Origin of the sequence: Comamonas sp. UBA7528, assembly GCF_002479375.1 — a bacterium.
In the GTDB taxonomy this organism is placed as follows: Bacteria; Pseudomonadota; Gammaproteobacteria; order Burkholderiales; family Burkholderiaceae_C; genus Comamonas.
This window is the reverse complement of sequence record NZ_DLMU01000005.1, coordinates 398,876-420,827: the sequence shown is the minus strand read 5'-3', so window position 1 is coordinate 420,827 and position 21,952 is coordinate 398,876. Positions and strand designations below refer to the sequence as shown.

The window sequence follows — 21,952 nt, the reverse complement described above, 5'->3', positions numbered from 1 at the left end:
TGTGGTGCATGCGCCCGCCTTCACAGCACAAGTTGATAGCGGCTTGTGTCCATTCATAGAGAGTTGGGGTGTGCTTTGGGGCCGGGATCGGTGGCTGCAAGCACAACCCGCTTGGAAAACAGGCGCAGGCCGCACACAGCGGCCTGCCCGGTGAAGTTGAAGGAGAGCGCGATGCGCGCAGACGTTTTTTTGGTGGAGGCAGGCCATGCCACCACCCGATCGCAGGCCCAGCGCCTGATTGCAGCCGGTGTGCAGTGGCGCACCATGCCGTTGGCGCCGTGGACCGCGGTGGCCAAGAACGGCGACGACATTCCCGCGGGTGCGCAGGTGCAGCTGCTGGACGCGTCCGAGGCCAAGTACATCTCGCGCGGCGGCCTCAAGCTCGAGGGCGCGCTGGCGGCGGCGGACCTGCAGGTGAGTGGCCTGCGCTGCCTGGATGTGGGGCAGAGCACCGGCGGCTTCACCGACTGCCTGCTGCAGGCAGGCGCGGCCCAGGTGATCGGTGTGGATGTGGGCCACGACCAGTTGCATGAGCGCCTGAAGAGCGATCCGCGCGTGGTGGGCGTGGAAGGACTGAACGCCCGCGCCATGACCGCCGAATCGCTGGTGCAGGGCTGCGAAGATGCGCTGTCCGAAGTCATCGAAGAGCAGGAGGATAACGACACCCAGCCCCAGGCCCCCTATGCCTGGATGCGCAATGGTGGCATGGTCGATGAGGACTATGACGACAGCGAAGACGCCAAGGAGCAGGACATCGAGTCCTTCAAGGCCGAGCGCGCCGCCAAGGACAAGGCCCGCGCAGACGGTACGGCGCCAGTGGAGCGCCGCCGCAGGCCGGGAACCGAGGACATCGACACCACACCGGTGTTCGACTTCGTCACCGGTGATGTGTCCTTTATCTCGCTGACTCTGATCCTGCCGCAGCTGGTGCCGCTGATGGGCCAGGGCGCGCCGCTGCTGATGCTGGTCAAGCCCCAGTTCGAATTGCAACCCGGCCAGATCGGCAAGGGCGGCATCGTGCGCGACCCGGCGCTGTATGCCGAGGTGGAGCAGCGTATCCGAGCCTGCTGCAAGGAAGTGGGCCTGAAGGTGGTGGGCTGGTACGACAGCGCCATCGAAGGCGGCGACGGCAACCGTGAATTTTTTGTGCACGCCACCAAAGCGTGAGGAAGACCCCGATGGCGCAGAACGATTCGACCGCATTCCCGGTCAGCTTTGAATTCTTTCCCACCAAGACCGCCGAAGGCGCAGCCAAGCATGTGAACGTGCGCCAGGAGCTGTACGCCCGCAAGCCGGAATTCTGCTCGGTGACCTATGGCGCCGGCGGCTCCACGCAGGAAGGCACGTTCCGCATGGTGCAGGCCATCCAGGACGAAGGCGTGGCCGCAGCGTCGCACTTTTCCTGCGTGGGGGCCACCCATGCCAAGGTGCGCGAGGAACTGGCCCAGCTCCAGGCCATGGGTGTCAAGCGCATCGTGGCGCTGCGCGGCGACCTGCCCAGCGGCTACGGTCTGGGCGGCGAATTCCAGTACGCCAGCGACCTGGTGGCATTCATCCGCAAGGAGTTCGGCGACTGGTTCCACATCGAGGTGGCGGCCTACCCCGAGACCCATCCGCAGGCCAAAAGTCCGGATGTCGACCTGCAGGCTTTTGCGACAAAAGTGAAGGCGGGAGCCGATTCGGCTATCACACAATACTTCTTCAACGCCGACGCCTACTACCGCTTTGTGGAGGGAATTCAAGCACTTGGCATCCAGATTCCGGTCGTCCCGGGTATCATGCCGATCACTAACTCTTCTCAACTCATGCGCTTTTCCGATGCGACTGGCGCTGAGATTCCCCGCTGGATCCGCCTGCGACTGCAGGCTTTCGGGGACGACGTGGCTTCCATCCGTGCCTTCGGGCTGGACGTGGTCACGCACCTGTGCGAGCAGCTGCGCAGCCAAGGCGCGCCGGGCCTGCACTTCTACACCATGAACCAGAGCACAGCGACCTTGGAGCTGTGCCGTCGCCTCGGGCTCTAAGGGCTGCGGTTTGTTCCGCTGATCCCGCCTGCGGTGGTGGCACCACCGTCTGTGCGTGACAGAGGACATTGCATGCCATCCATCTGCCAATCTGCGGGAATCGTCTCCCGGGCGGCACGCCATCGCTGGGCTGCGGCCTGGACGGTGACGTTATTCATCAGCGGCTGCGCGCCGCTGTCCCCCACGCCGGAAGGCGCTGCCACCGCCACGCCCACCCAGGCGGGTGCCGGCACGGCCGCGCCCATCCCTGAGGGCCCCAACGCCCGCCCCAGCCGTTGGGGTTGGTGGAGCCACGACCGCAAGGGGGCCGACGCACTGGCCAAGGCTGCTCCCAAGCCGCCCAAGCTCAGCGACAAGCCCGATCCGGCGGCGCAAGCCGCGCCGGATGCCCGGGACAGCGACCAAAAGGGGCTGGCCTCCTGGTATGGCCCCGGTTTTCACGGCAAGCTGACCGCCAATGGCGAGCGGTTCAACAGCGGCGAACTGACCGCTGCCCACCGTTCGTTTGCCTTTGGCACGCGGGTGTGCGTGCGCAGCTCGGTTACCGGCAAGACGGTGGTGGTGCGCATCAACGACCGGGGGCCTTTTGCCAAGAACCGGGTGATCGACCTGAGCCAGGGCGCGGCCGAGCAGCTGGGCATGATGGGCCTGGGGATCAAGCCGGTGGAGTTGTGGGCCCTGGCCGACGACGAAGCCCAATGCCCGGGCGAGGACGATGATCTGGACGGCCAGCTCGAAGCGCGCCTGTCCGACCTGAGCCCCGAAGCCCGCCGCGCGGTGGAGGCTCATCGTCAGGCCCATGGCGAACCCGCCAGCACGGTGGCCAAGCAGGTCAGCAAAAAGAAGAAGTGAGCGCCTGGGGGGCATGTGAAAAAGGGTTCAAGGCGAAACGTCCTTGAACCCTTTTTTGCATTGTGAGGAGGCCGCGCTGCGTGGCGCAGCGGTGGGCCGCAGCCCCTGGCTTTACTGGCCGGATTCCAGCGTGAACGCGGCGTGCTTGTCCTGGCCGAGCAGCTTGACCATCTGCGGCAGGGCGGTCTTGAGCTTGTCCTTGACGGTGTAGGGCGGGTTGATCAGGAACATGCCGCTGGCCGGCAGGCCGGGGCGCTTGCTGGGCTCGTCCTCGGTGGCCGACAGGGCGGCCGACTGCATCTTGCTGGATTTGACCGTCAGCGTGGCGTGCAGCCAGCCCTTGCCGGCCTTGGTGGCCAGGGTCTTGAGGCGGCGCGGCAGATCGTGTGCGTCCTGGCGGGCGATGATGGGGTACCACACGGCATAGGTGCCGGTGGCAAAGCGCGCCAGCGCGTCCTGCACCATGTCGGCCACGCGCAGGTAGTCGGTCTTGATCTCATAGCTGGGGTCGCACAGCACCAGGCCGCGGCGCGACGGTGGGGGCAGCAGTTTCTTGACACCGGTGAAGCCGTCTTCCTGCGCAATCAGAATGCGCTTGCCCGGGTCCAGCTGGGCGATGTTGCCGGCCAGCGTGCGCGAATCGGTGGGGTGCAGCTCGAACAGGTGCATCTTGTCCTGCGGGCGCAGCAGGCTGTGACTGATGAACGGCGAGCCGGGGTAGACGCGCAGCTTGTTGCCCTGGTTGAAGCTGGCCAGCACCTGCAGATAGTCCTGCAGCGCGGGCGCCAGTTGGTCAAACGGAGTGTCCAGCAGGCGTTGCACGCCTTCGGTCGCCTCGCCGCTGGTGTTGGCATAGTCACCGTCCAGACGGTACAGGCCGGCGCCGGCATGAGTGTCGATCACGCTCAGCGCGGTGTCCTTCTGCGTCAGGTGTTGCAAGGTGGCGATCAGCACGGTGTGCTTGAGCACATCGGCGTGGTTGCCGGCATGGAAGGCGTGGCGGTAGCTGAACATGGCAGTCGAAGGCGGTGGCCGCAGGGCGGCAGATGGTGTGAGGGTAGGGCGAGCGGGCCTTCCCCGGTGTGGTGTGGCCGCCACCGTGGCACAAAAACGGGTGCTCTGGTAGGGGCGTTCCCCCCTATTGGACGCTATTTCGTATAATGGCGGGCTTCGCAGCGATTTTATGGGTCCCGCGGCGAAGGTTGAAACTCCGGTTTGAACATCCCCGCCTAAGAGGCTTCCTTTAAAAGACTTGTCTTTTTCAAGAAGAAGCACCGACCGCGGAAAAGGGCCCGCCAAACCCTCTTGAAAGAGAAAACTCATGTCTACATTCAGCGCAAAGCCCGCTGAGGTGCAACACGAGTGGTTTGTGATTGACGCCACCGATAAGGTGCTCGGACGTGTCGCCAGCGAAGTGGCACTCCGTCTGCGCGGCAAGCACAAGGCCATTTACACACCTCACGTTGACACCGGTGACTTCATCGTCATCATCAACGCCTCCAAGCTCAAGGTCACTGGCACCAAGAACCTGGACAAGGTGTACTACCGTCACTCCGGTTTCCCCGGCGGCATCACTGCCACCAACTTCCGCGATCTGCAAGCCAAGTTCCCTGGCCGCGCTCTGGAAAAGGCCGTCAAGGGCATGCTGCCCAAGGGTCCCCTGGGCTACGCCATGATCAAGAAGCTGAAGGTCTACGGCGGTGCTGAGCATCCTCATACCGCACAGCAGCCTAAGGCTCTGGAAATCTAAGGAGACTTGAATGATTGGTGATTGGAACAATGGTACCGGCCGTCGCAAGTCCAGCGTCGCCCGTGTATTCCTGAAGAAGGGCTCCGGCAAGATCACTGTGAATGGCAAAGACATTCAGCAGTACTTCGGCCGCGAAACCTCCATCATGATCGCAAAGCAGCCTCTGGTGCTGACTGGCAATGTCGAAGCTTTCGACATCCAGATCAACGTCCACGGCGGCGGTGAATCCGGCCAGGCTGGCGCTGCCCGCCACGGTATCACCCGCGCTCTGATCGATTACGACGCTTCCCTGAAGCCCGCACTGAGCCAAGCCGGCTACGTGACCCGTGACGCTCGTGAAGTCGAACGTAAGAAGGTCGGTCTGCGTTCTGCACGCCGCGCCAAGCAGTTCTCGAAGCGTTAATCCGCTTCTGCTGCAGGGTGGTCCTCCTCCGGGAAGGCCATCCGCCAAAAAAGCCGCCAGGCCTTCGGGTTCGGCGGCTTTTTTGTGGGCGTTCCCGCTCCGGCATGCTCCGGTGCGGCCGCACCTCCCCGGTCCGGGCGAAGCCCCTGGCGTCCTCCGGGGCAAAGCCCCCACTTGCACTGTCGTCAAAGCTGGAAGCGACGGCAATTCCCGAGCCCGTTGCTGTACCATTCGGGCCAATTCAGAACCATCGGAGTATCCCCATGAGCGCCGTTGCCGAAAACACCATCACCGACATGCCAGCCCCCATCCTTTTCACCGACAGCGCGGCTGCCAAGGTGGCGGATCTGATCGCCGAAGAAGGCAATCCCGACCTGAAGCTGCGCGTCTTTGTGCAAGGCGGCGGCTGCTCGGGTTTCCAGTACGGTTTCACCTTCGATGAGATCACCAACGACGACGACACCACCATGACCAAGAATGGCGTGTCGCTGCTGATCGACGCCATGAGCTACCAGTACCTGGTCGGCGCCGAGATCGATTACAAGGAAGACCTGCAAGGCGCCCAGTTCGTGATCAAGAACCCCAATGCCAGCACCACCTGCGGCTGCGGTTCCAGCTTCTCGGTGTAAGCGCCTTCTGCCTATGCAACGGGATGCCGCCGACACTGCGCCATCCCCCTCGATCAAGCCGCTGCACGCCAGCGGCTTTTTTGCGTCCGTTGCACGCATTGCCGTGCCAGTTTTGCTTCCCTGTTTCTCATGAGTGAATCCCTCGCCCCCCACCGTGAACGCCTGCTGTGGCTGGTGGCCATCGCCTTTTTTCTGCAATCGCTGGATGCCACCATTTTGAACACGGCGCTGCCGGCGATGGCGCAGTCGCTGGGCCAGAGCCCGCTGAAGATGCAGTCGGTGATCGTGGCCTATTCGCTGACTACGGCCATGCTGATCCCGGCCTCTGGCTGGGTGGCGGACCGCTTTGGCACGCAGCGGGTCTATGCGGCGGCGATCGCGCTGTTTGTGCTGGGCTCGGTGCTGTGCGCGCTCTCGCCCAACCTGGGCTTTCTGGTGGCCGCGCGTGTGGTGCAAGGGGTCGGGGGCGCCCTGATGATGCCGGTGGGCCGGCTGGCGGTGCTGCGCAGCCACCCCAAGGGTGAATTCATCCGTGCCATGAGCTTCATTGCCATCCCGGGTCAGGTGGGCGCGCTGCTGGGCCCCACGCTGGGCGGTGCACTGGTGGAAGTGGCCAGCTGGCACTGGATCTTCTGGATCAATGTGCCGGTGGGGCTGTTCGGCATGTGGGCCACACGCCGCTGGATGCCCGTGGGCGCGGAGCAGCCGCGCCGCAGGTTCGACGGCTGGGGCTATGCGCTGCTGTCGTTCGGCATGGTGGCGGTGTCCGTGGCGCTGGACGGCCTGTCCGGCATGGGCCTGGGCACGGCCCTGGTGGCCGTGCTGATGGTGTTTGGCCTGGCCAGTCTGGCGGCCTACTGGATGCATGCGCTGCGGGTGCCCGAGCCGCTGTTTCCGCCTGCGCTGTTCAGCGTGCGTTCGCTGCGGGTGGGTCTGCTGGGCAATCTGTTTGCCCGTTTCGGCAGCGGCGCCGCGCCGTTCCTGATTCCGCTGCTGCTGCAGGTGGGGCTGGGCATGTCGCCCTTCCATGCCGGGCTGATGATGCTGGCCACGGTGGTGGGCAGCATGCTGGTCAAGCGCATTGCGGTGCGCACGGTGCAGCGCTACGGCTACCGCCGGGTGCTGCAGGTCAATTCCGTGCTGCTGGGCCTGGTGCTGGCCAGCTTCGGCCTGGTGTCGCCGCAGCAGCCGCTGGGTTTGCTGCTGGCCCAGCTGTTTGTGTTTGGCGGCATCAACTCGATGCAGTTCTCGGCCATGAATTCGGTCACGCTCAAAGACGTGGAAGGCGAGTTCGCCAGCAGCGGCAACAGCCTGCTGTCCATGGTGCAGATGCTGTCCATGGGCATGGGGGTGGCGCTGGCCGGTGCACTGCTGGGCGGGTTTTCCGATGTCTGGAGCGCGCTGGGCGACCAGTCGCTGCGTGCCATCCATGCCACCTTTGTCACCGTGGGGCTGATGACATTGGCCTCCGCCCTGGTGTTCAGCCAGCTCGATGGCGATGAACGCGTGCGCCCGGCCCCGGACATCGGCGACTGAAAAATATCTGCCGGCCTGCGTGCGGGAGTCTGACAGCCTCCGCCGGAGGCGGGGCGGCAGACAGATTGGTGCTGTGCCGGCAGCAGCGTAGTTGAAAAGCTTTTTTCAGGCTGGGTAGATGGCGCCCAGCACGCGCGGACCGCAGGCGCCGGTCACCGCCGGCAGATTGCCCGGCAGGCCGCGCAGGCATTGGCGCGCCAGCCAGGCGAAGGCGGCGGCTTCCACTTCCAGCGGCGGCAGGCCGCGTTCGGCGGTGCTGCCCACCTGCACGCCGGGCAGCAGGGCGGCGATGCGCTGCATCAGGTGGGTATTCAGGGCGCCGCCACCGCAGACCAGCAGAGTGCTGCCGTCCCGGCCCCAGCGGCGCACGGCATCGGCGCAGCTGGCGGCGGTCAGCTCGGTCAGCGTGGCCTGGATGTCCGCCGCAGTGGCTGCGGTCGCCCCCGGTGTGGCGGCCAACTGGCCAGCCAGCCAGTCGGCGTGGAACAGGTCGCGGCCCGTGCTTTTGGGCGGCTGCTGCGCAAAGAATGGCTCAGCCAGCAGGCGTTGCAGCAGGGGTTGCTGCACCTGGCCGCTGGCGGCCCAGCGTCCGCCGTCGTCATAGGGCTGCCCGGTGTGGCGCTGGCACCAGCCATCCATCAGTGCATTGCCGGGGCCGCAGTCGAAGCCCTGCACGGCACCGTCCGCACCCAGCACACTCAGGTTGGCAATGCCGCCAATGTTCAGCACCAGCGTGGTCCGGCCGGCCTGGCCGAAGACCCCCTGGTGGAAGGCCGGCACCAGGGGCGCCCCCTGGCCGCCAGCGGCCACATCGCGGCTGCGCAGATCGGCGACCACGGTGATGCCGCTGCGTTCGGCCAGCAAGGCTGGGGCGTTGAGCTGCAGCGTGTAGCCCGTGCCGTCAAACAGCTGCGGGCGGTGGCGCACGGTCTGGCCGTGGGCGCCGATGGCAGCCACCCGGTCAGCCACCACGCCACTGCGCTGCAGCAACTGCTGCACCACCTGGGTGTAGTGGCCGACCAGGGCATTGGCGGCCAGGGCGGCGCGGTGCAGCTCGTCCTGGCCGCCGGGGGTGTTCAAGGCCATTAGCTCGGCGCGCAGGCCGGGCGCGAAACCGCAGCTGGCGTGCTGCAGCACGCGGGTGCCCTGGCTGAAGTCCACCAGCACGCCGTCCACCCCGTCCAGCGAGGTGCCGGACATCAGGCCGATGAAGAGGTCGGAAGCGGGAGCAGCAGCGGTCATTGCGGGCAGAAACGGTCGGTACAACAGCAAAGGCGCAGTATGCCCCGGAAATGACAAAGGCCCCGAAGGGCCTTGGCAAGAGAGAGTGCCGGGCGCTTACTGGGCGCTGGCCTGCTGCACGGTCTGGGCTGAGTCCAGCTGCATGCGCATCTGGCCAGCATACTGCTTGAAGGCGGCTTCGTTCCGGCGGTCGATCGGAGCGTCGGCCGCGTTCTTGGCCATCACCACCAGCGGATCTTCGTGCTTGCCGTTGACACGGAACTCGAAGTGCAGGTGCGGGCCGGTGGCCCAGCCGGTTGAGCCCACGGCGCCAATGGTCTGGCCCTGTTCCACGCTCTGGCCCTTGCGCACATCGATGCGGCTCAGGTGGGCGTAGACGGTGACATGGTCGGCGTTGGCATGCTTGACGAACACCACATTGCCGAAGCCGTTTTGCACACCGGCAAACTCCACCACGCCGTCACCGATGGTGCGGACCTTGGTGCCAGTGGCGGCGGCAAAGTCGGTGCCCAGGTGGGCCTTCCAGGTTTTGTGGATGGGGTGCAGACGCATGGCGAAGCCGCTGGACACACGGGAGAATTCCACTGGAGAGCTCAGGTAGGCCTGACGCAGGCTGCGCCCGTCCAGGTCGTAGTAGCTGCCGCGGCTGGCGCCTTCGGGCTGGTACCACATGGCCTGGTGGGTCTTGCCGTTGTTGTGGAATTCCACGCTCAGCAGGCGGCCGGCGCGCAGGGGCTCGCCGTCGGCTTCCAGGCTTTCGTAGACCACGGAGAAACGGTCACCCTTGCGCAGCGAACGGCGGAAGTCGATGCTGCCGGACAGCACGTCGGCCATCTGCACGGCCACGCTGTCAGGAATGAAGGCGGCGTCGGTGGCGGCAAACAGCGAGCTGCGGATGGTGCCGCCCGCCAGGCGTGAGCCCACGGTCAGCTCGGCCGTCTCGATGGAGGCGGTGAATTTACCGTTGGCGCCGCGTTCCACGACCAGGCGCTGGAACTCATCGCTGTCGTCGTTGGTGGTCCAGCGGGCGGTGAGTTTTTGCAGCTGGTGGTCGTTGGTGGCTTCGGCAGACACCAGTCGGCCGGCGCGGCCCAGCAGGTTCTGGCGCACGTTGTTGTCTGCACGCAGGAAGGCGGAAGCCGAGGGGTCGGCAATGCCCAGGCGTTGCAGCAGCGCTTCTGCCGTATCCGTACCGCGCGTGTAGTCGCTGCGGTACAGGGTGAAGCTGTTCAGGTCGGCCAGATCGGCCAGCGACGTATCTTCCACGAGGGAAGGCACAGTCTGTGTGATGGTGCGCACCGGCATATCGGCCACGTCGGGTCCGAGCGATGCCACCGCAAACGCAGCTCCGCCGCCGGAGAGCAGCAGGGCGGCCACTCCGCTTGTGACGCGTTTGGGGTGCTTTTGCACCAGAAGGGCCAGCCGTGCTAGCAAAGCACTGCCGGCAGATATCAAGCTGTCTTTCAAAACGATGTCCTAGGGTCTGGCACACCGCCGACTTCCTGCGCGAGATAGCGTAGGAATGGGGCGTGCAAGGTGTCGGATAGCAGCCATACGGCGGAGTAGATACAGGATGCCTACTAGAATCCGCCACTGCGACCGAGCCCGGAGTATAACGGGCGACCTCTCCATCGCATCCAAGAAAACCCTTATGAATCAAGATAGTGTTAAGACGTACCCGTTGACGGAAGGTGTAGGACAAGCGCTGGAAGTGACGTTGCGCGGAGTGGATGAACTGCTGCCCAAGGACGAATGGATCCAGAAACTGGCGAAGTCCGAAGCTACGGGCGTTCCCCTGCGCATCAAGCTGGGTCTGGACCCCACGGCCCCCGACATCCACCTGGGCCACACCGTGGTCCTGAACAAGATGCGCCAGCTGCAGGATCTGGGCCACCAGGTGATTTTCCTGATCGGCGACTTCACCACGCTGATCGGTGACCCGTCGGGCCGCAACAGCACCCGTCCGCCGCTGACGGCCGAGCAGATCAAGACCAACGCCGAAACCTATTACACCCAGGCCGCCAAGGTGCTGGATCCGGCCAGGACCGAGGTCCGCTACAACAGCGAATGGTGCGACCAACTGGGCGCGCGCGGCATGATCCAGCTGTCGGCCAAGTACACCGTGGCCCGCATGATGGAGCGCAACGACTTCCACACGCGTTTCACCGAAGGCAGCTCCATCAGCCTGCACGAGTTTCTCTATCCTTTGTTGCAGGGCTATGACTCGGTGGCGCTCAAGGCCGACCTGGAGCTGGGCGGCACCGATCAGAAGTTCAACCTGATGATGGGGCGTCATCTGCAGGCGGAGTATGGTCAGGAGCAGCAGTGCGTGCTTACCATGCCGCTTCTGGTGGGTCTGGACGGCGTGCACAAGATGTCCAAGTCCAAGAACAACTACATCGGCATCACCGAAGACGCCAACACCATGTTTGCCAAGGTGCTGTCGATTTCGGACGACCTGATGTGGGACTGGTACACGCTGCTGTCCTTCCAGAGCCTGGAACACATCGCCCGGCTGAAGGCGGACATTGCCGCCGGCGGCAACCCCAAGCATGCCAAGGTGGCGCTGGCCAAGGAAATCACCACGCGCTTCCACAGTGCGGCGGCGGCCGATGCGGCCGAGCAGGATTTCGCCAACCGCTCCAAGGGCGGCATTCCCGACGATATCCCGGAAGTCAGCCTGTCCGGCGCCCCGCTGGGCATCGGTGCCTTGCTCAAGCAGGCCAATCTGGCCCCTTCGACCAGCGAGGCCAACCGCCTGATCGACGGCGGCGGCGTGCGCATCGATGGCACGGTCATCAGCGACCGCGGTCTGAAGCTGGACGCCGGCAGCTTTGTGCTGCAGGTGGGCAAGCGCAAGTTCGCCCGCGTGACGCTGGACTGAGCGGGTCTGCCAGGCCGAGAGAGCCTGAAAACCAAAGCAGCCTGTGCACAGGCGCCCTGCATGTCGGATGGTGTCCCGTCCTTTATGCCGGGTGCTGGTGCACAGGCTGCGTTGTTTCTGGTGGGAGTGACCAGGTCAGGGTCCATGCCCCGCCGCGGCCCTGCCGGGTGGGCCTGAACGGGGCTACACCTGCAACTCCGCCGCAGGGACGGGGCGTTCCACGGCGCTGTCCTGCACCTGGTTGCGGCCGGCGGCCTTGCCGCGGTAGAGCGCTTCGTCGGCCCGGTGCACGGCGGCCTGCAGCGGCTCCCCCGGAGCCAGATGGGTCAGGCCGACGGTGACGGTGATGAACAGCAGCTCGCCGGACAGCAGGCGCACCGATGTCCGTTCCACGCTGGCGCGCAGGCGGTAGGCGACCATGCGGGCCACGGCCATGTCGGTCTGGGGCAGCAACACCAGAAATTCCTCGCCGCCCCAGCGGCACACATGGTCGCCGCCGCGCGTGCATTCCAGCAGTTGGCGGTAGAAGGCCTGCAGCACCTGGTCGCCGACCGCATGGCCGTACTGGTCATTGACCAGCTTGAAATGGTCCAGATCGCACAGCAGCAGCGCGCTGTGGGTGTCGGCGGCCGGGGGCAGTGTGGCCACCTGGGCCAAGCGGCGGCGGTTCAGCGCGCCGGTCAGCGGGTCGGTGAAGGCTTCATGCCGCAGTGTCTCGTGTGCCTCCACGATGATGTCGTGGTAGCGCAAGGCGATGGTGATGAAGGCCAGGAACAGCGTGACCAGGCAGCCGTATTCCAGCGCCTGCAGCAGTGTGTCGGACAGCCGGTAGAAGGGCGCGTGCCGGCTGCTCCAGAACCGCAGCCCGATATAGACCAGCGAAATGCACAGCACGATGGCCATGCGCGCCGCCCGCGGCCGGGAGGCCGACAGCATGCACACCGGCACCATGGGAATCATCAGGTAGTGAAAGCCGCTGCTCCAGCCGATGGCCAGCGTGGCCGCGACGGCGTGCAGGCCGATTTCCAGGGCAATCACATCGGCTGCCATGCGCACATTGCCCTGGGGCCGGCTTTGCCAGTAGGCGTAGGCATAGGCCAGCACGCTCAGCACATTGCCGGCGGCCAGCGCATGCACCCCCGTGCCGGCAAAGATGGGAATGAAGGCCAGGTGCACCAGACAGACCACCACTGCGCAAAAGCGGATCAGCAGGCGGTAGCTTTCGTGCAGCGGCTGGGTGGTGGTGGACATAGGCAGATGGGGCTGCTGCCATTATGGAAAGTGCCTCCCGCACGCAGTGCCCCGCCGCAACCGGCTGCGCCCGCGGTGGCGCCGAATGGTGGGTGCCGCCGGGCGGCGTGGCTATGTCGGATCGTCCACCGGCGCCATGGCCTGGCGGGTGTCGTGGGCCTGCTGCTGCAGCCACTGGGCAAACGCCTGCACTTCGGGCCGCTGGCCGCTGCGCGGGCCGGTCAGCAGCCAGTAGGCCAGTGGGGAGTCCAGCCGCTGGCGCGGGAAAACTTCCACCAGCCGGCCGTCGGCCAGGGCCTCGGCCACCAGCGGCAGGCGGGTCAACGCCAGACCCTGGCCGGCCAGCGCAGCCTGCACGATCTGGTGGGCATAGCGCAGATAGACCCAGCGGCGTGGCTGCAGGTCGGCGCAGTCCTGGTCACGCAGCCAGCGGTGCCAGCTGAGCCACTGCAGGTGCGGATGCTGGTCGGCGTCGGTGGCTTCGATCAGGCTCCAGCCCACCAGATCCTGTGGCCGGCGCGGGGCGGTGGCCGATTGCAGCAGCCAGGGGCTGGCGACCACGGCCAGTTGCTCGCCAAACAGCTCGGTCATGCCGCGCAGCGCGGCCGTGGGCCGGCTGTAGCGGATGGCCAGGTCCACGTCGGTGGTCTCCAGATCCACCAGGCTGTCGGTGGTGTCGATGCGGATGTCGATGTCCGGGTGCTGGCGCTGGAAGTCCTCCAGCCGCGGGATCAGCCACATGGCGGCGAAGCTGGCCCAGGTGGTGATGGACACACTTTTGCGCCCGGCGCTCTGGCGAACGCTGCGCACGGCGGTGTCGATGCGTTCCACCGCCGGCGTCCAGGCGCGCAGCAGCTGGGCGCCGGCGCTGGTCAGTTCCACGGCGCGGGTGTGGCGCAGGAACAGCGGCAGGCCCACTTCGTCTTCCAGACCCTGGATCTGGCGGCTGACCGCAGATTGCGTCAGCGCCAGCTCTTCGGCGGCGGCGCGGAAGTTCAGGTGCCGGGCCACGGCCAGAAAGGCGCGCACATGGCCGATGGCAATGGGGCGGGTGCGCAGGGTCAGGCCGGAAGCGCTGGAACTGGAGGCGGTGGACATGGTGGCGGCTGCAGGGCCGGAAAAAAGAGGGGAGGGATGGCGCTGCACGGTGCGTTCTGCCAAAGCGCCATATTACGCAGGCCCGGGCCGTCCACCAAGCGGCCGGCGGTGCGATCCGAACATGCTGCCGGGGACAGCCAGTGCTCACAGCCTGCGCGCAGGGACGGATAATCGGCCGGTCTTGCAGCACTGTGGCCCTGCCCTGCAGCGCCCGGTTCTGCCTTCTGTCCACCACACACCATCCTCTATGACCGCAGCATTGGACCTCATCATCATGGCCGCCGGCAAAGGCACGCGCATGAAAAGCCGCCACCCCAAAGTCTTGCAGAAGCTGGCGGGGCGGGCACTGCTGCAGCATGTGCTGCACACGGCGGGCCAGTTGCAGGCACGTTCGGCGGTGGTGGTGACCGGCCATGGTGCCGCCGACGTTGAAGCGGCCCTGGCCAGCGGCCCGGGCGCCGATGCCGGTCTTGAACTGAAATTCGTGCGGCAGGAGCCGCAATTGGGCACCGGCCATGCGGTGCAGCAGGCCGTGCCCGCACTGGCAGGCGACGGCATGGCCATCGTGCTGTCGGGCGATGTGCCGCTGACGCAGGCCGACACCCTGCAAGGGCTGCTGGATGCGGCGGGTAGCGACAAGATGGCGCTGCTGACGGTGACCATGCCCGACCCGACGGGCTACGGCCGCATCGTGCGCAACGGAGCGGGCACGGTGCAGCGCATCGTGGAACAGAAAGATGCCAGCGAGGCCGAGCGTGCCATCACCGAGATCTACAGCGGCATCATGGCCGTGCCGGTCCGCCACCTGACGCAGTGGCTGGCCAACCTGAACAACGACAACGCCCAGGGCGAGTACTACCTGACCGACATTGTGGCCATGGCCGTGGCCGACGGCGTGCCCGTGGTGGGCCACCGCATCAGCGATGTGCTGCAGGTGGCCGGCGTGAACAGCCCGCTGCAGCTGGCTGAACTGGAGCGCGCCCACCAGCTGCGTGCCGCCAAGGCACAGATGGAACAGGGCGTGCGCCTGGCTGATCCGGCGCGCTTCGACCTGCGTGACGACGCCCGGGGCACATTGGCCCAACTGGTGTGCGGCCAGGACGTGGACATCGATGTGGGCTGCATCTTCAGCGGCCAGGTGCGCATTGGCGACGGCGCGCAGATTGGTGCCTATTGCCACATCAGCAATGCCACGATTGCGGCGGGCGCGGTGATCCATCCCTTCACCCACATCGACGGCGAAAAAGCCGGTGCCAGCGTGGGCGAAGGGGCGCTGATCGGCCCGTTTGCCCGTTTGCGCCCCGGTGCGCAACTGGGCCGCGAAGTGCACATCGGCAACTTTGTGGAAGTGAAGAATTCCACGCTGGCCGATGGGGCCAAGGCCAACCACCTGGCCTATCTGGGGGACGCCACCGTGGGCGAACGCGTGAACTACGGCGCCGGCTCCATCACCGCAAACTATGACGGTGCCAACAAGCACCGCACGGTGATCGAGGCGGATGTGCACATCGGCAGCAACTGTGTGCTGGTGGCGCCCGTGACGATTGGCGCAGGCGGCACCGTGGGCGGCGGCTCCACCATCACCAAGAGCACCGAGCCGGGCGCCCTGAGCGTGGCACGTGGCAAGCAGATCAGCAAGGCCAACTGGGCGCGCCCGGTCAAGCCGCCCAAGGCCTGAGCCATGGAGCGCGACTGCCTGCCCGATGGCGCTGCTGCCCCGTCCACCCAGGACGCCATGCGGGCCGAGCTGGCGGTCTGCCAGCAGCAACTGGCCCAGTTGCAGGACGCGCACGAAGGGTTGCTGCGTGCCGTCTCGCACGATCTGCGTGCGCCGCTGCGACATCTGACCTCGTTCGCACCGCTGCTGCGCGAGTCCGTGGAGCAACTGGCCGCGGCGGTGCCCGGCGAGGCTGCAGACGAGGCGCAGGAATTTCTGGGCACCATGGAACAATCTGCCCACAAGATGGGCCGCATGCTGGATGCGCTGATGCAGCTGTCCCGCGCGGTGCGCCAGCCCCTGGATCCGCAGGCCGTGGATGTGTGTGGTGTGCTGCAGTCCTGCGCCGCCCGCAGTCTGCCGCAGGCGGACAGCGTGGCCTGGGAGCTGCCGGTACAGCCGGCACTGCTGCAGGCCGATCCGGCCGCGCTGCACACGGTGTTGGGCGAGCTGCTGGGCAATGCCGCCAAGTTCACCGCCCGGCAGATACTGCCCCAGGTGCAGGTCAGCCTGTCCATGCCGGTTCCTCGGTTGTGGCGCATTGCCATCCGTGACCATGGCGTGGGCTTTGAATCATCCCGCATGGCGGTCAGCTGGCCGCCGTTCCAGCGCATGCACCGCGAGAGCGACTTTGCCGGCATGGGCTGTGGCCTGGCCCTGGTGCACGCCCTGGCCCAGCGTCATGGTGCCAGCTTGCAGCTGCACTCCCGTCCCGGCGAGGGCTGTACAGCAGTGCTGGAGTGGCCGGCAGCGGGGTGATGTGACCGCAGTGGTGCCGCGTGCTGTTCTTGCGGGGTAGTCGCTGTTTGGCGGATGGCCCCTGGCGGACAGTGCCGCATGGCATGGCGTGCCAGGTCCTTGCACGTCCCTGCGCTCCAGTGGTGCGGATGCTCAGCGGGGCAGGGTGTGGTGGTCGCCGCTGTCCGGCCCTGTTGCCAGCAGCGGCAGGTGCGGGCTGAACTTGGCGCGCTTGGTGGCGAAGAACGCCTTCACATTGCGCACATTGGCATGCTGGGCAAACAGGCGCTGTGACAGCGCCAGATAGGCCGGCATGTCCCGGCAATGCAGCACCAGCATGAAGTCCGGTCCGGGCGAGACCCGCCAGCACTGCTGCACGGCGTCTTCTGCCACGGCCAGGGCCTCGAAGGCGTCCAGCGCCTCGGCACTCTGGCGATCCAGCGTGATTTCCACCAGCGCCTGTAGGCCGTGGCCCAGCAGGCTGGCCGCCCGCTCGGGCTGCAGCACCGTCACAGAGCGCTCGATCAGGCCCAGTGCATGCAGCCGGCGCACGCGCCGCAGGCAGGTGGGCGCCGACAGGCCCAGCCGTTCGGCCAGTGTCTGGTTGCTCAGACTGGCATCGCGTTGCAAGGTATCGAGCAACTGCAAATCTGTGTGATCGAGTGTTTCGTTTTCGTTTTTTTCTTTCATGTAAAGTTGATTATAGAAATTTAATTTCTATATTGTTATTGTGTGAAAGAAATTTGCATAAATGGTGTTTTGATTTTTTGAAAATTCCTTTTCAAAGCTTCTAGCATTCGCCATCCTTTTGAACCGGAGCTTGTTTTATGTGTGGCATCGTCGGCGCCGTCTCTACCCGTAACATCGTTCCCCTGCTGGTGCAGGGCCTGCAACGCCTGGAATACCGGGGCTATGACTCCTGCGGCGTGGCGGTGCACCGCCTGGTGCAAGGCAGCCCCATCAGCCAGGGCCTGCAGCGCGCCCGCAGTACCTCCCGCGTGGCTGAACTGCTGGAGCAGGTGCGGACCGAAGACCTGCAGGGGCTGACCGGCATTGCCCACACCCGCTGGGCCACCCACGGTGCGCCGGCCGTGCACAACGCCCACCCGCATTTCAGCTATGGCCCGGGCCTGACGGCCGAATCGGGCAAACCGGCCCGCGTGGCTCTAGTACACAACGGCATCATTGAGAACTACGAACAGCTGCGTGCCAAGCTGCAGGACAAGGGCTATATCTTTGCCAGCCAGACAGACACCGAAGTCATTGCCCACCTGCTGGACAGCCACTACAACGGCGACCTGTTCGAAGCCCTGAAAGCCACACGTACGGAGCTGCACGGCGCCTATGCGCTGGCTGTGATGCACAAGGACGAGCCCCACCGCGTGGTGGGCGCGCGCGCCGGCTCGCCCCTGATTCTGGGGGTGGGCGTGGACAACAGCGAGTTCTTCCTGGCCAGCGACGCCATGGCCCTGGCCGGTGTGACGGACCAGATCGTCTACCTGGAAGAAGGCGACCTGGTGGACCTGCAGCCCGGGCGTTACTGGATTGCCGCCAAGGACGGCCATGTGGTGCTGCCCGAACAGCGCCCCGTCAAAACCGTGCATGCCCACAGTGGCGCGGCCGAGCTGGGCCCGTACCGCCACTACATGCAAAAGGAAATCTTCGAGCAGCCGCGCGCGATTGGTGACACGCTGGAAGGCATCGTCAACATCGCCCCCGAGCTGTTTGACGGTGCCGACGGCACCGCGGCATGGCGTGTGTTCAAGGAAATCGACCAGGTGCTGATCCTGGCCTGCGGCACCAGCTACTACAGCGGCTGCACCGCCAAGTACTGGCTGGAAGCCATTGCCGGCATTCCCTGCGCGGTGGAAGTGGCCAGCGAATACCGCTACCGCACCAGCGTGCCCAACCCGCGGACGCTGGTGGTCACCATCACCCAGTCCGGTGAAACCGCCGACACGCTGGCCGCACTGCGGCACGCCCAGAGCCTGGGCATGACGCATACGCTGACCATCTGCAACGTGGGCTCCAGCGCCATGGTGCGCGAATGCAAGCTGGCCTACATCACCCGCGCGGGCGTGGAGATCGGCGTGGCTTCCACCAAGGCGTTCACCACCCAGCTGGCGGGGCTGTTCCTGCTGACATTGGCGCTGGCCCAGTCCAAGGGCCGACTGAGCGAAGAAAAGGAACAGCAGCATCTGACGGCGATGCGCCACCTGCCTGTGGCCCTGCAGGCTGTGCTGGCGCTGGAGCCCCAGGTCATCAGCTGGGCGGAAGACTTTGCCAAGATGCAGAACGCCCTGTTCCTGGGCCGTGGCGCGCACTATCCGATTGCCCTGGAAGGCGCGCTCAAGCTCAAGGAGATCAGCTACATCCACGCCGAAGCCTACCCGGCCGGCGAGCTCAAGCATGGCCCGCTGGCGCTGGTGGACAGCGCCATGCCCGTGGTCACCGTGGCGCCCAACGATGAGCTGCTGGAAAAGCTCAAAAGCAATATGCAGGAAGTGCGCGCGCGCGGTGGTGTGCTGTATGTGCTGGCCGACGCCAAGACCAACATCGAAAGTGAGGAAGGCATGCATGTGATCCGCATGCCCGAGAACTATGGTGCGCTCAGCCCCATCCTGCACGTGGTGCCGCTGCAGCTGCTGGCTTACCACACGGCCGTGGCACGCGGTACCGATGTCGACAAGCCGCGCAATCTGGCCAAGAGCGTGACAGTGGAATAAGCGGGGACGGTGGGGGCAGAGTGTTCCGTGCAATCAAAGCCGTAATCCTGCCTTTCTTCGCCGGCGCTCCACACCATTCCCCAACCCAAAAGAAAAAGCGCTCCATCGGAGCGCTTTTTCTTTTGGGTTGAGGGGGCAACGGCGCATGACAGCGTGTCAGATCGATTCATGCAGTCGTTTGGAGTGGCGAGTGGAGTGCGGTTCTACTTTGGCGACTGTAGCGGCCATGACTTCGCCGCACCTGCCAATTCCTGTCGGTGGTGAGCCATGCGCTTTGGCTGTCTGGAGCAGGTCTCTCGTTGATCCATGTCTGCAGATGGACGACGGCTGTTTGAGATTCAGGAGATGGCACAAAGCCTAAGCCTGATGGTTGTGCGCATAGGCGAGTGACCATCTCCCAAGATGCGTGGATTTCCCATGCTCAACGCAAATGCACTGCCCCGCTTTTGCCTGCGATGCGGCAGTTGGGATGGCATGGGCCGTGCAGTGAATTCCTCAAGTTTGAGGACTCCAATAAAGGTGTCACAAACAGCTGTCAGTATTTGGCGGTTTCCCCGTCCTTCGATGCGCATTGGGGCTGAGTTTATGTCTGTATCACTGTTTGGACTGTGTCGCGGTGCGTGCGTTGAATTGCGTTGCGACGCTGATGCTTGCTGATGGGGAAACGCTGGTTGGGAGTCCATTGGGTTCCCTGGTTTGCTGTGGTTGGCATGCAGTGCAGTTATGCACAGGGAGTGCCGCCTGCGAGTCGCACCCCCATGAACGTTTCACGCCCACTGTCATCGTCCACTGATGCCGCGAAGTTCGATTTCGACATCGAAAGACAGCCCTTGGCCGCAGCGCTGTACCAATACGGCAAGGTCTCTGGGCAACCGACCTTGTTTGACGCCAGCATGTTGGACGGGCGCATGTCCACGGCTGTGCACGGGCAGTTCACCCAGGAGCAAGCCTTGGCCCAGATGCTCCAGGGCACGGGTTTGAAGGCCATACCTCTTTCCTCCGAGCACGGCGAGACCTTTTTGCTCAAGGAACGCGACATGGAAGGGGACGCAGCCTCATACAGCCTTCCAGCCTTCCTCAAAGGCAGTTCCTATCCAGGAGTGGTGCAGTCCGGCATCCTGCACAGTCTGTGTAGTGATCCGCGCACGGCGTCGGGCGGATACAACGCGCTGTTTCGTTTCCAGATCGACGCACAGGGGCGTGTGGCGGTGCCGCAATTGCTGGGCAGCACCGGCGATGCGCAGCGTGACAAGGCGCTTCTGAAGGTTCTTCGAGACCTGCGCTTTGGTGCTGTACCCCCATCGGGATTGGCGCAGCAGACATTGACGATGTCGCTGGCTCCGGGTCCGGAAGGGTTGAACTGCCGTCTGGAGCAGAAAGCACATTGAGTCATGTCGAACGAAGCGGCGCCCGTTTTACTGGACTATCTCAACAAGAGCTATGCGAGCCTCAAGCGTCGCCTGACTCAGGTGCTGGGAAATGCCGACCTGGCCAGCGACGCGCTGCACGACACCTGGGTGCGCGTCAAAGACCGGGATGACCGCCGACCCATTGCGCAACCCGCAGCCTACCTGATGCGTGTCGCCACGAACATCGCTGCGGATATCCAGCGTCGGCAGCGTCGCAGCCTCTCGGGTGACGATGTGGATGCATTGCTGGAAGAAATGGTCGATCCGGCACCAAGCCCGCAGCGCATGGCCGAGGCGCGTTCGGACTTGAACGCATTGACGCAGGTCATGGCGTCCATGCCGGAACGCCGCCGGGTCATTCTGGTGTTGGTGCACTGGGACCACATGGCGCAGAAGGACGTTGCCAGCCGCCTGGGCATTTCGTTGCGTACGGTGGAGTACGAGCTGCGGCGTGCGCACGATGAGCTGAACACGCGAATGGACATCCATGGCACGGAATAATTGCGGGTTTTGTCGCTGACATTCGTTGTAATGCTATGGAACGGGTCAAACGATCATGGATGCTGTGGTGCGCAAGCACGGCGAGGGATTGCCGCGCCCGCTCTCCGTCGGTGGCAACGACACAATGAAAACACCTGAGCACGACCCCCAAGGTTTGTCCGAGATCCTGTCGCAGCAGGCTTGGCAATGGCTGCGCCTGTTGCATTCCGGCTCGGCAGGTCCACAGGATGCCCACGATTTTCGCCAATGGGTGCTCAGCAGCCCTGCGCACCAGGCCGCCTACAACGAAGCCAAGCTGCGCTGGGACGCGCTGAAGCAGTCTGCTGGGGACCTGTTGCAGGCCCAGCCAGAACTGGTGTCGGGCCATGAGCGTGCCTTGCGCGAACGCCTGCGTACGCGCCGGGCCTTTCTGGGGGCTGCGGGCGGTACGGCAGCCATGGCTGCCGTGGCGGTCAATTACTCGCCCTGGGGGCTGTGGCTTACAACGGGCGAATGGGTCGCCGACTACCGCACTGGCGCGGGCGAACAGCGCTCCGTGGCACTCAATGCACATGTCCAACTGACCTTGAATACCCGCACCAGCGTCAGCCAGCAGATGGATGCCGGGAAGGCCGTCGGGCTGCATCTGGTCAATGGAGAGGTGGCGGTGAATGTGGCAACCGGTGAGCAGCCGTTTGCCGTGCGGGCGGGGGGAGGCCGCACGGTGGCCGATGCAGGGCAGTTCGAAGTGCGCAACTGGGACCACAAGGTCTGCGTGACCTGCCTGACGGGCTCGGTGCGGGTATCGCACCCTGCGGGCAGCCGGAATCTGGGCCCTCGGCAGCAGGCGGTGTATGACGCCAGCGCGATCAGCGGAGTCAGGGCTGTGGATCAGTCTGCGGTTTCTTCCTGGCGTCGGGGATTGCTGGTGTTCAAGCAGACGCGCTTGGGCGATGCGCTGGAAGAGATCAATCGCTACCGGCCGGGCCGCGTGGTGCTGCTGAATGCTGCCGCCCGCGAGAAATCCGTAACCGGGCAATTTGTCATTGCCTCGCTGGACCTGGCACTCACCCAGCTGCAGCACGTCTTTGCGCTGCGCGCCCGCTCTTTGCCCGGCGGACTGCTGCTGCTGAGCTGAGTTTTCATTCCCGGTTGATTCCCTGTGCGGGCCGATAGCGGCCGCGCAGGCGCGAGCTTGCGCGGCCGAAACAGC

At 65.0% G+C, this 21,952-nt stretch carries 20 protein-coding genes; 14 read left to right on the top strand and 6 right to left on the bottom strand.

Annotated features, from left to right (window positions below; translation table 11 throughout):
• Positions 1–171: 171 nt before the first annotated feature.
• The 3 genes from B3349_RS07725 (at position 172) to B3349_RS07715 (ending at position 2,876) form a co-directional block, all read left to right on the top strand.
• Complete coding sequence (locus B3349_RS07725; RefSeq protein ID WP_291587809.1) at positions 172–1,167, top strand: TlyA family RNA methyltransferase; 996 nt, start codon at positions 172–174, stop codon at positions 1,165–1,167.
• Between the two features lie 11 nt (positions 1,168–1,178).
• The gene (gene metF, locus B3349_RS07720; protein WP_291587807.1) at positions 1,179–2,024 is read left to right on the top strand and encodes a methylenetetrahydrofolate reductase [NAD(P)H]; all 846 of its coding nucleotides are present in this window, start codon (positions 1,179–1,181) and stop codon (positions 2,022–2,024) included.
• A gap of 72 nt (positions 2,025–2,096) precedes the next feature.
• Entirely contained in the window at positions 2,097–2,876 is a 780-nt protein-coding gene (locus B3349_RS07715) for a septal ring lytic transglycosylase RlpA family protein (protein WP_349682183.1), read from the top strand.
• Positions 2,877–2,987: 111 nt separating this feature from the next.
• On the opposite strand, the gene B3349_RS07710 is transcribed toward B3349_RS07715, so the two are convergent.
• Positions 2,988–3,890: a 23S rRNA (adenine(2030)-N(6))-methyltransferase RlmJ gene (locus tag B3349_RS07710; RefSeq protein ID WP_066540047.1), complete on the bottom strand. Its 903-nt coding sequence runs from the start codon at positions 3,888–3,890 to the stop codon at positions 2,988–2,990.
• A gap of 307 nt (positions 3,891–4,197) precedes the next feature.
• Between B3349_RS07710 and rplM the strand changes: the two genes are divergently transcribed.
• The 4 genes from rplM (at position 4,198) to B3349_RS07690 (ending at position 7,194) form a co-directional block, all read left to right on the top strand.
• The gene (gene rplM, locus B3349_RS07705; RefSeq protein WP_066540049.1) at positions 4,198–4,626 is read left to right on the top strand and encodes a 50S ribosomal protein L13; all 429 of its coding nucleotides are present in this window, start codon (positions 4,198–4,200) and stop codon (positions 4,624–4,626) included.
• Positions 4,627–4,636: 10 nt separating this feature from the next.
• Complete coding sequence (gene rpsI, locus B3349_RS07700) at positions 4,637–5,029, top strand: 30S ribosomal protein S9 (protein ID WP_291587803.1); 393 nt, start codon at positions 4,637–4,639, stop codon at positions 5,027–5,029.
• A 263-nt stretch (positions 5,030–5,292) separates the two neighbouring features.
• Positions 5,293–5,658: an iron-sulfur cluster insertion protein ErpA gene (erpA, locus tag B3349_RS07695; protein WP_291587801.1), complete on the top strand. Its 366-nt coding sequence runs from the start codon at positions 5,293–5,295 to the stop codon at positions 5,656–5,658.
• A 129-nt stretch (positions 5,659–5,787) separates the two neighbouring features.
• A complete protein-coding gene (locus B3349_RS07690; protein ID WP_291587799.1) occupies positions 5,788–7,194 on the top strand; it encodes a multidrug transporter subunit MdtD in 1,407 nt (468 codons plus the stop codon).
• Between the two features lie 105 nt (positions 7,195–7,299).
• Here B3349_RS07690 and B3349_RS07685 read toward each other — a convergent pair whose 3' ends face one another.
• Both B3349_RS07685 and B3349_RS07680 read right to left on the bottom strand, forming a co-directional pair.
• Complete coding sequence (locus tag B3349_RS07685) at positions 7,300–8,436, bottom strand: anhydro-N-acetylmuramic acid kinase (RefSeq protein ID WP_291587796.1); 1,137 nt, start codon at positions 8,434–8,436, stop codon at positions 7,300–7,302.
• 96 nt (positions 8,437–8,532) lie between these two features.
• Entirely contained in the window at positions 8,533–9,903 is a 1,371-nt protein-coding gene (locus B3349_RS07680) for a M23 family metallopeptidase (protein WP_414646859.1), read from the bottom strand.
• A gap of 184 nt (positions 9,904–10,087) precedes the next feature.
• Here B3349_RS07680 and tyrS point away from each other — a divergent pair, with 184 nt between their 5' ends.
• Complete coding sequence (gene tyrS / locus B3349_RS07675; RefSeq protein WP_291587790.1) at positions 10,088–11,320, top strand: tyrosine--tRNA ligase; 1,233 nt, start codon at positions 10,088–10,090, stop codon at positions 11,318–11,320.
• Positions 11,321–11,503: 183 nt separating this feature from the next.
• On the opposite strand, the gene B3349_RS07670 is transcribed toward tyrS, so the two are convergent.
• Together B3349_RS07670 and B3349_RS07665 are read right to left on the bottom strand one after the other, a co-directional pair.
• Positions 11,504–12,571 carry a GGDEF domain-containing protein gene (locus tag B3349_RS07670; RefSeq protein ID WP_291587787.1) on the bottom strand — a complete coding sequence of 356 codons (1,068 nt, stop codon included), beginning with the start codon at positions 12,569–12,571 and terminating at the stop codon, positions 11,504–11,506.
• A gap of 111 nt (positions 12,572–12,682) precedes the next feature.
• Positions 12,683–13,669 carry a LysR substrate-binding domain-containing protein gene (locus tag B3349_RS07665; RefSeq protein ID WP_291587784.1) on the bottom strand — a complete coding sequence of 329 codons (987 nt, stop codon included), beginning with the start codon at positions 13,667–13,669 and terminating at the stop codon, positions 12,683–12,685.
• A gap of 247 nt (positions 13,670–13,916) precedes the next feature.
• Here B3349_RS07665 and glmU point away from each other — a divergent pair, with 247 nt between their 5' ends.
• Together glmU and B3349_RS07655 are read left to right on the top strand one after the other, a co-directional pair.
• Positions 13,917–15,347 carry a bifunctional UDP-N-acetylglucosamine diphosphorylase/glucosamine-1-phosphate N-acetyltransferase GlmU gene (gene glmU / locus B3349_RS07660; RefSeq protein ID WP_291587782.1) on the top strand — a complete coding sequence of 477 codons (1,431 nt, stop codon included), beginning with the start codon at positions 13,917–13,919 and terminating at the stop codon, positions 15,345–15,347.
• Positions 15,348–15,350: 3 nt separating this feature from the next.
• On the top strand, positions 15,351–16,145 hold the full coding sequence (locus B3349_RS07655; RefSeq protein ID WP_291587780.1) for a sensor histidine kinase: 795 nt from the start codon (positions 15,351–15,353) through the stop codon (positions 16,143–16,145).
• A 132-nt stretch (positions 16,146–16,277) separates the two neighbouring features.
• On the opposite strand, the gene B3349_RS07650 is transcribed toward B3349_RS07655, so the two are convergent.
• On the bottom strand, positions 16,278–16,814 hold the full coding sequence (locus tag B3349_RS07650; RefSeq protein WP_291587778.1) for an Lrp/AsnC family transcriptional regulator: 537 nt from the start codon (positions 16,812–16,814) through the stop codon (positions 16,278–16,280).
• Positions 16,815–16,951: 137 nt separating this feature from the next.
• On the opposite strand from B3349_RS07650, the gene glmS reads away from it, so the two are divergent.
• The 4 genes from glmS (at position 16,952) to B3349_RS07630 (ending at position 21,877) form a co-directional block, all read left to right on the top strand.
• A complete protein-coding gene (glmS, locus tag B3349_RS07645) occupies positions 16,952–18,850 on the top strand; it encodes a glutamine--fructose-6-phosphate transaminase (isomerizing) (RefSeq protein WP_291587776.1) in 1,899 nt (632 codons plus the stop codon).
• Between the two features lie 758 nt (positions 18,851–19,608).
• Entirely contained in the window at positions 19,609–20,238 is a 630-nt protein-coding gene (locus B3349_RS07640) for a TonB family protein (RefSeq protein WP_291587774.1), read from the top strand.
• A 3-nt stretch (positions 20,239–20,241) separates the two neighbouring features.
• Positions 20,242–20,760 carry an RNA polymerase sigma factor gene (locus B3349_RS07635; protein WP_291587772.1) on the top strand — a complete coding sequence of 173 codons (519 nt, stop codon included), beginning with the start codon at positions 20,242–20,244 and terminating at the stop codon, positions 20,758–20,760.
• Between the two features lie 124 nt (positions 20,761–20,884).
• Entirely contained in the window at positions 20,885–21,877 is a 993-nt protein-coding gene (locus B3349_RS07630) for a FecR family protein (RefSeq protein ID WP_291587770.1), read from the top strand.
• The last annotated feature ends 75 nt before the right edge of the window (positions 21,878–21,952 follow it).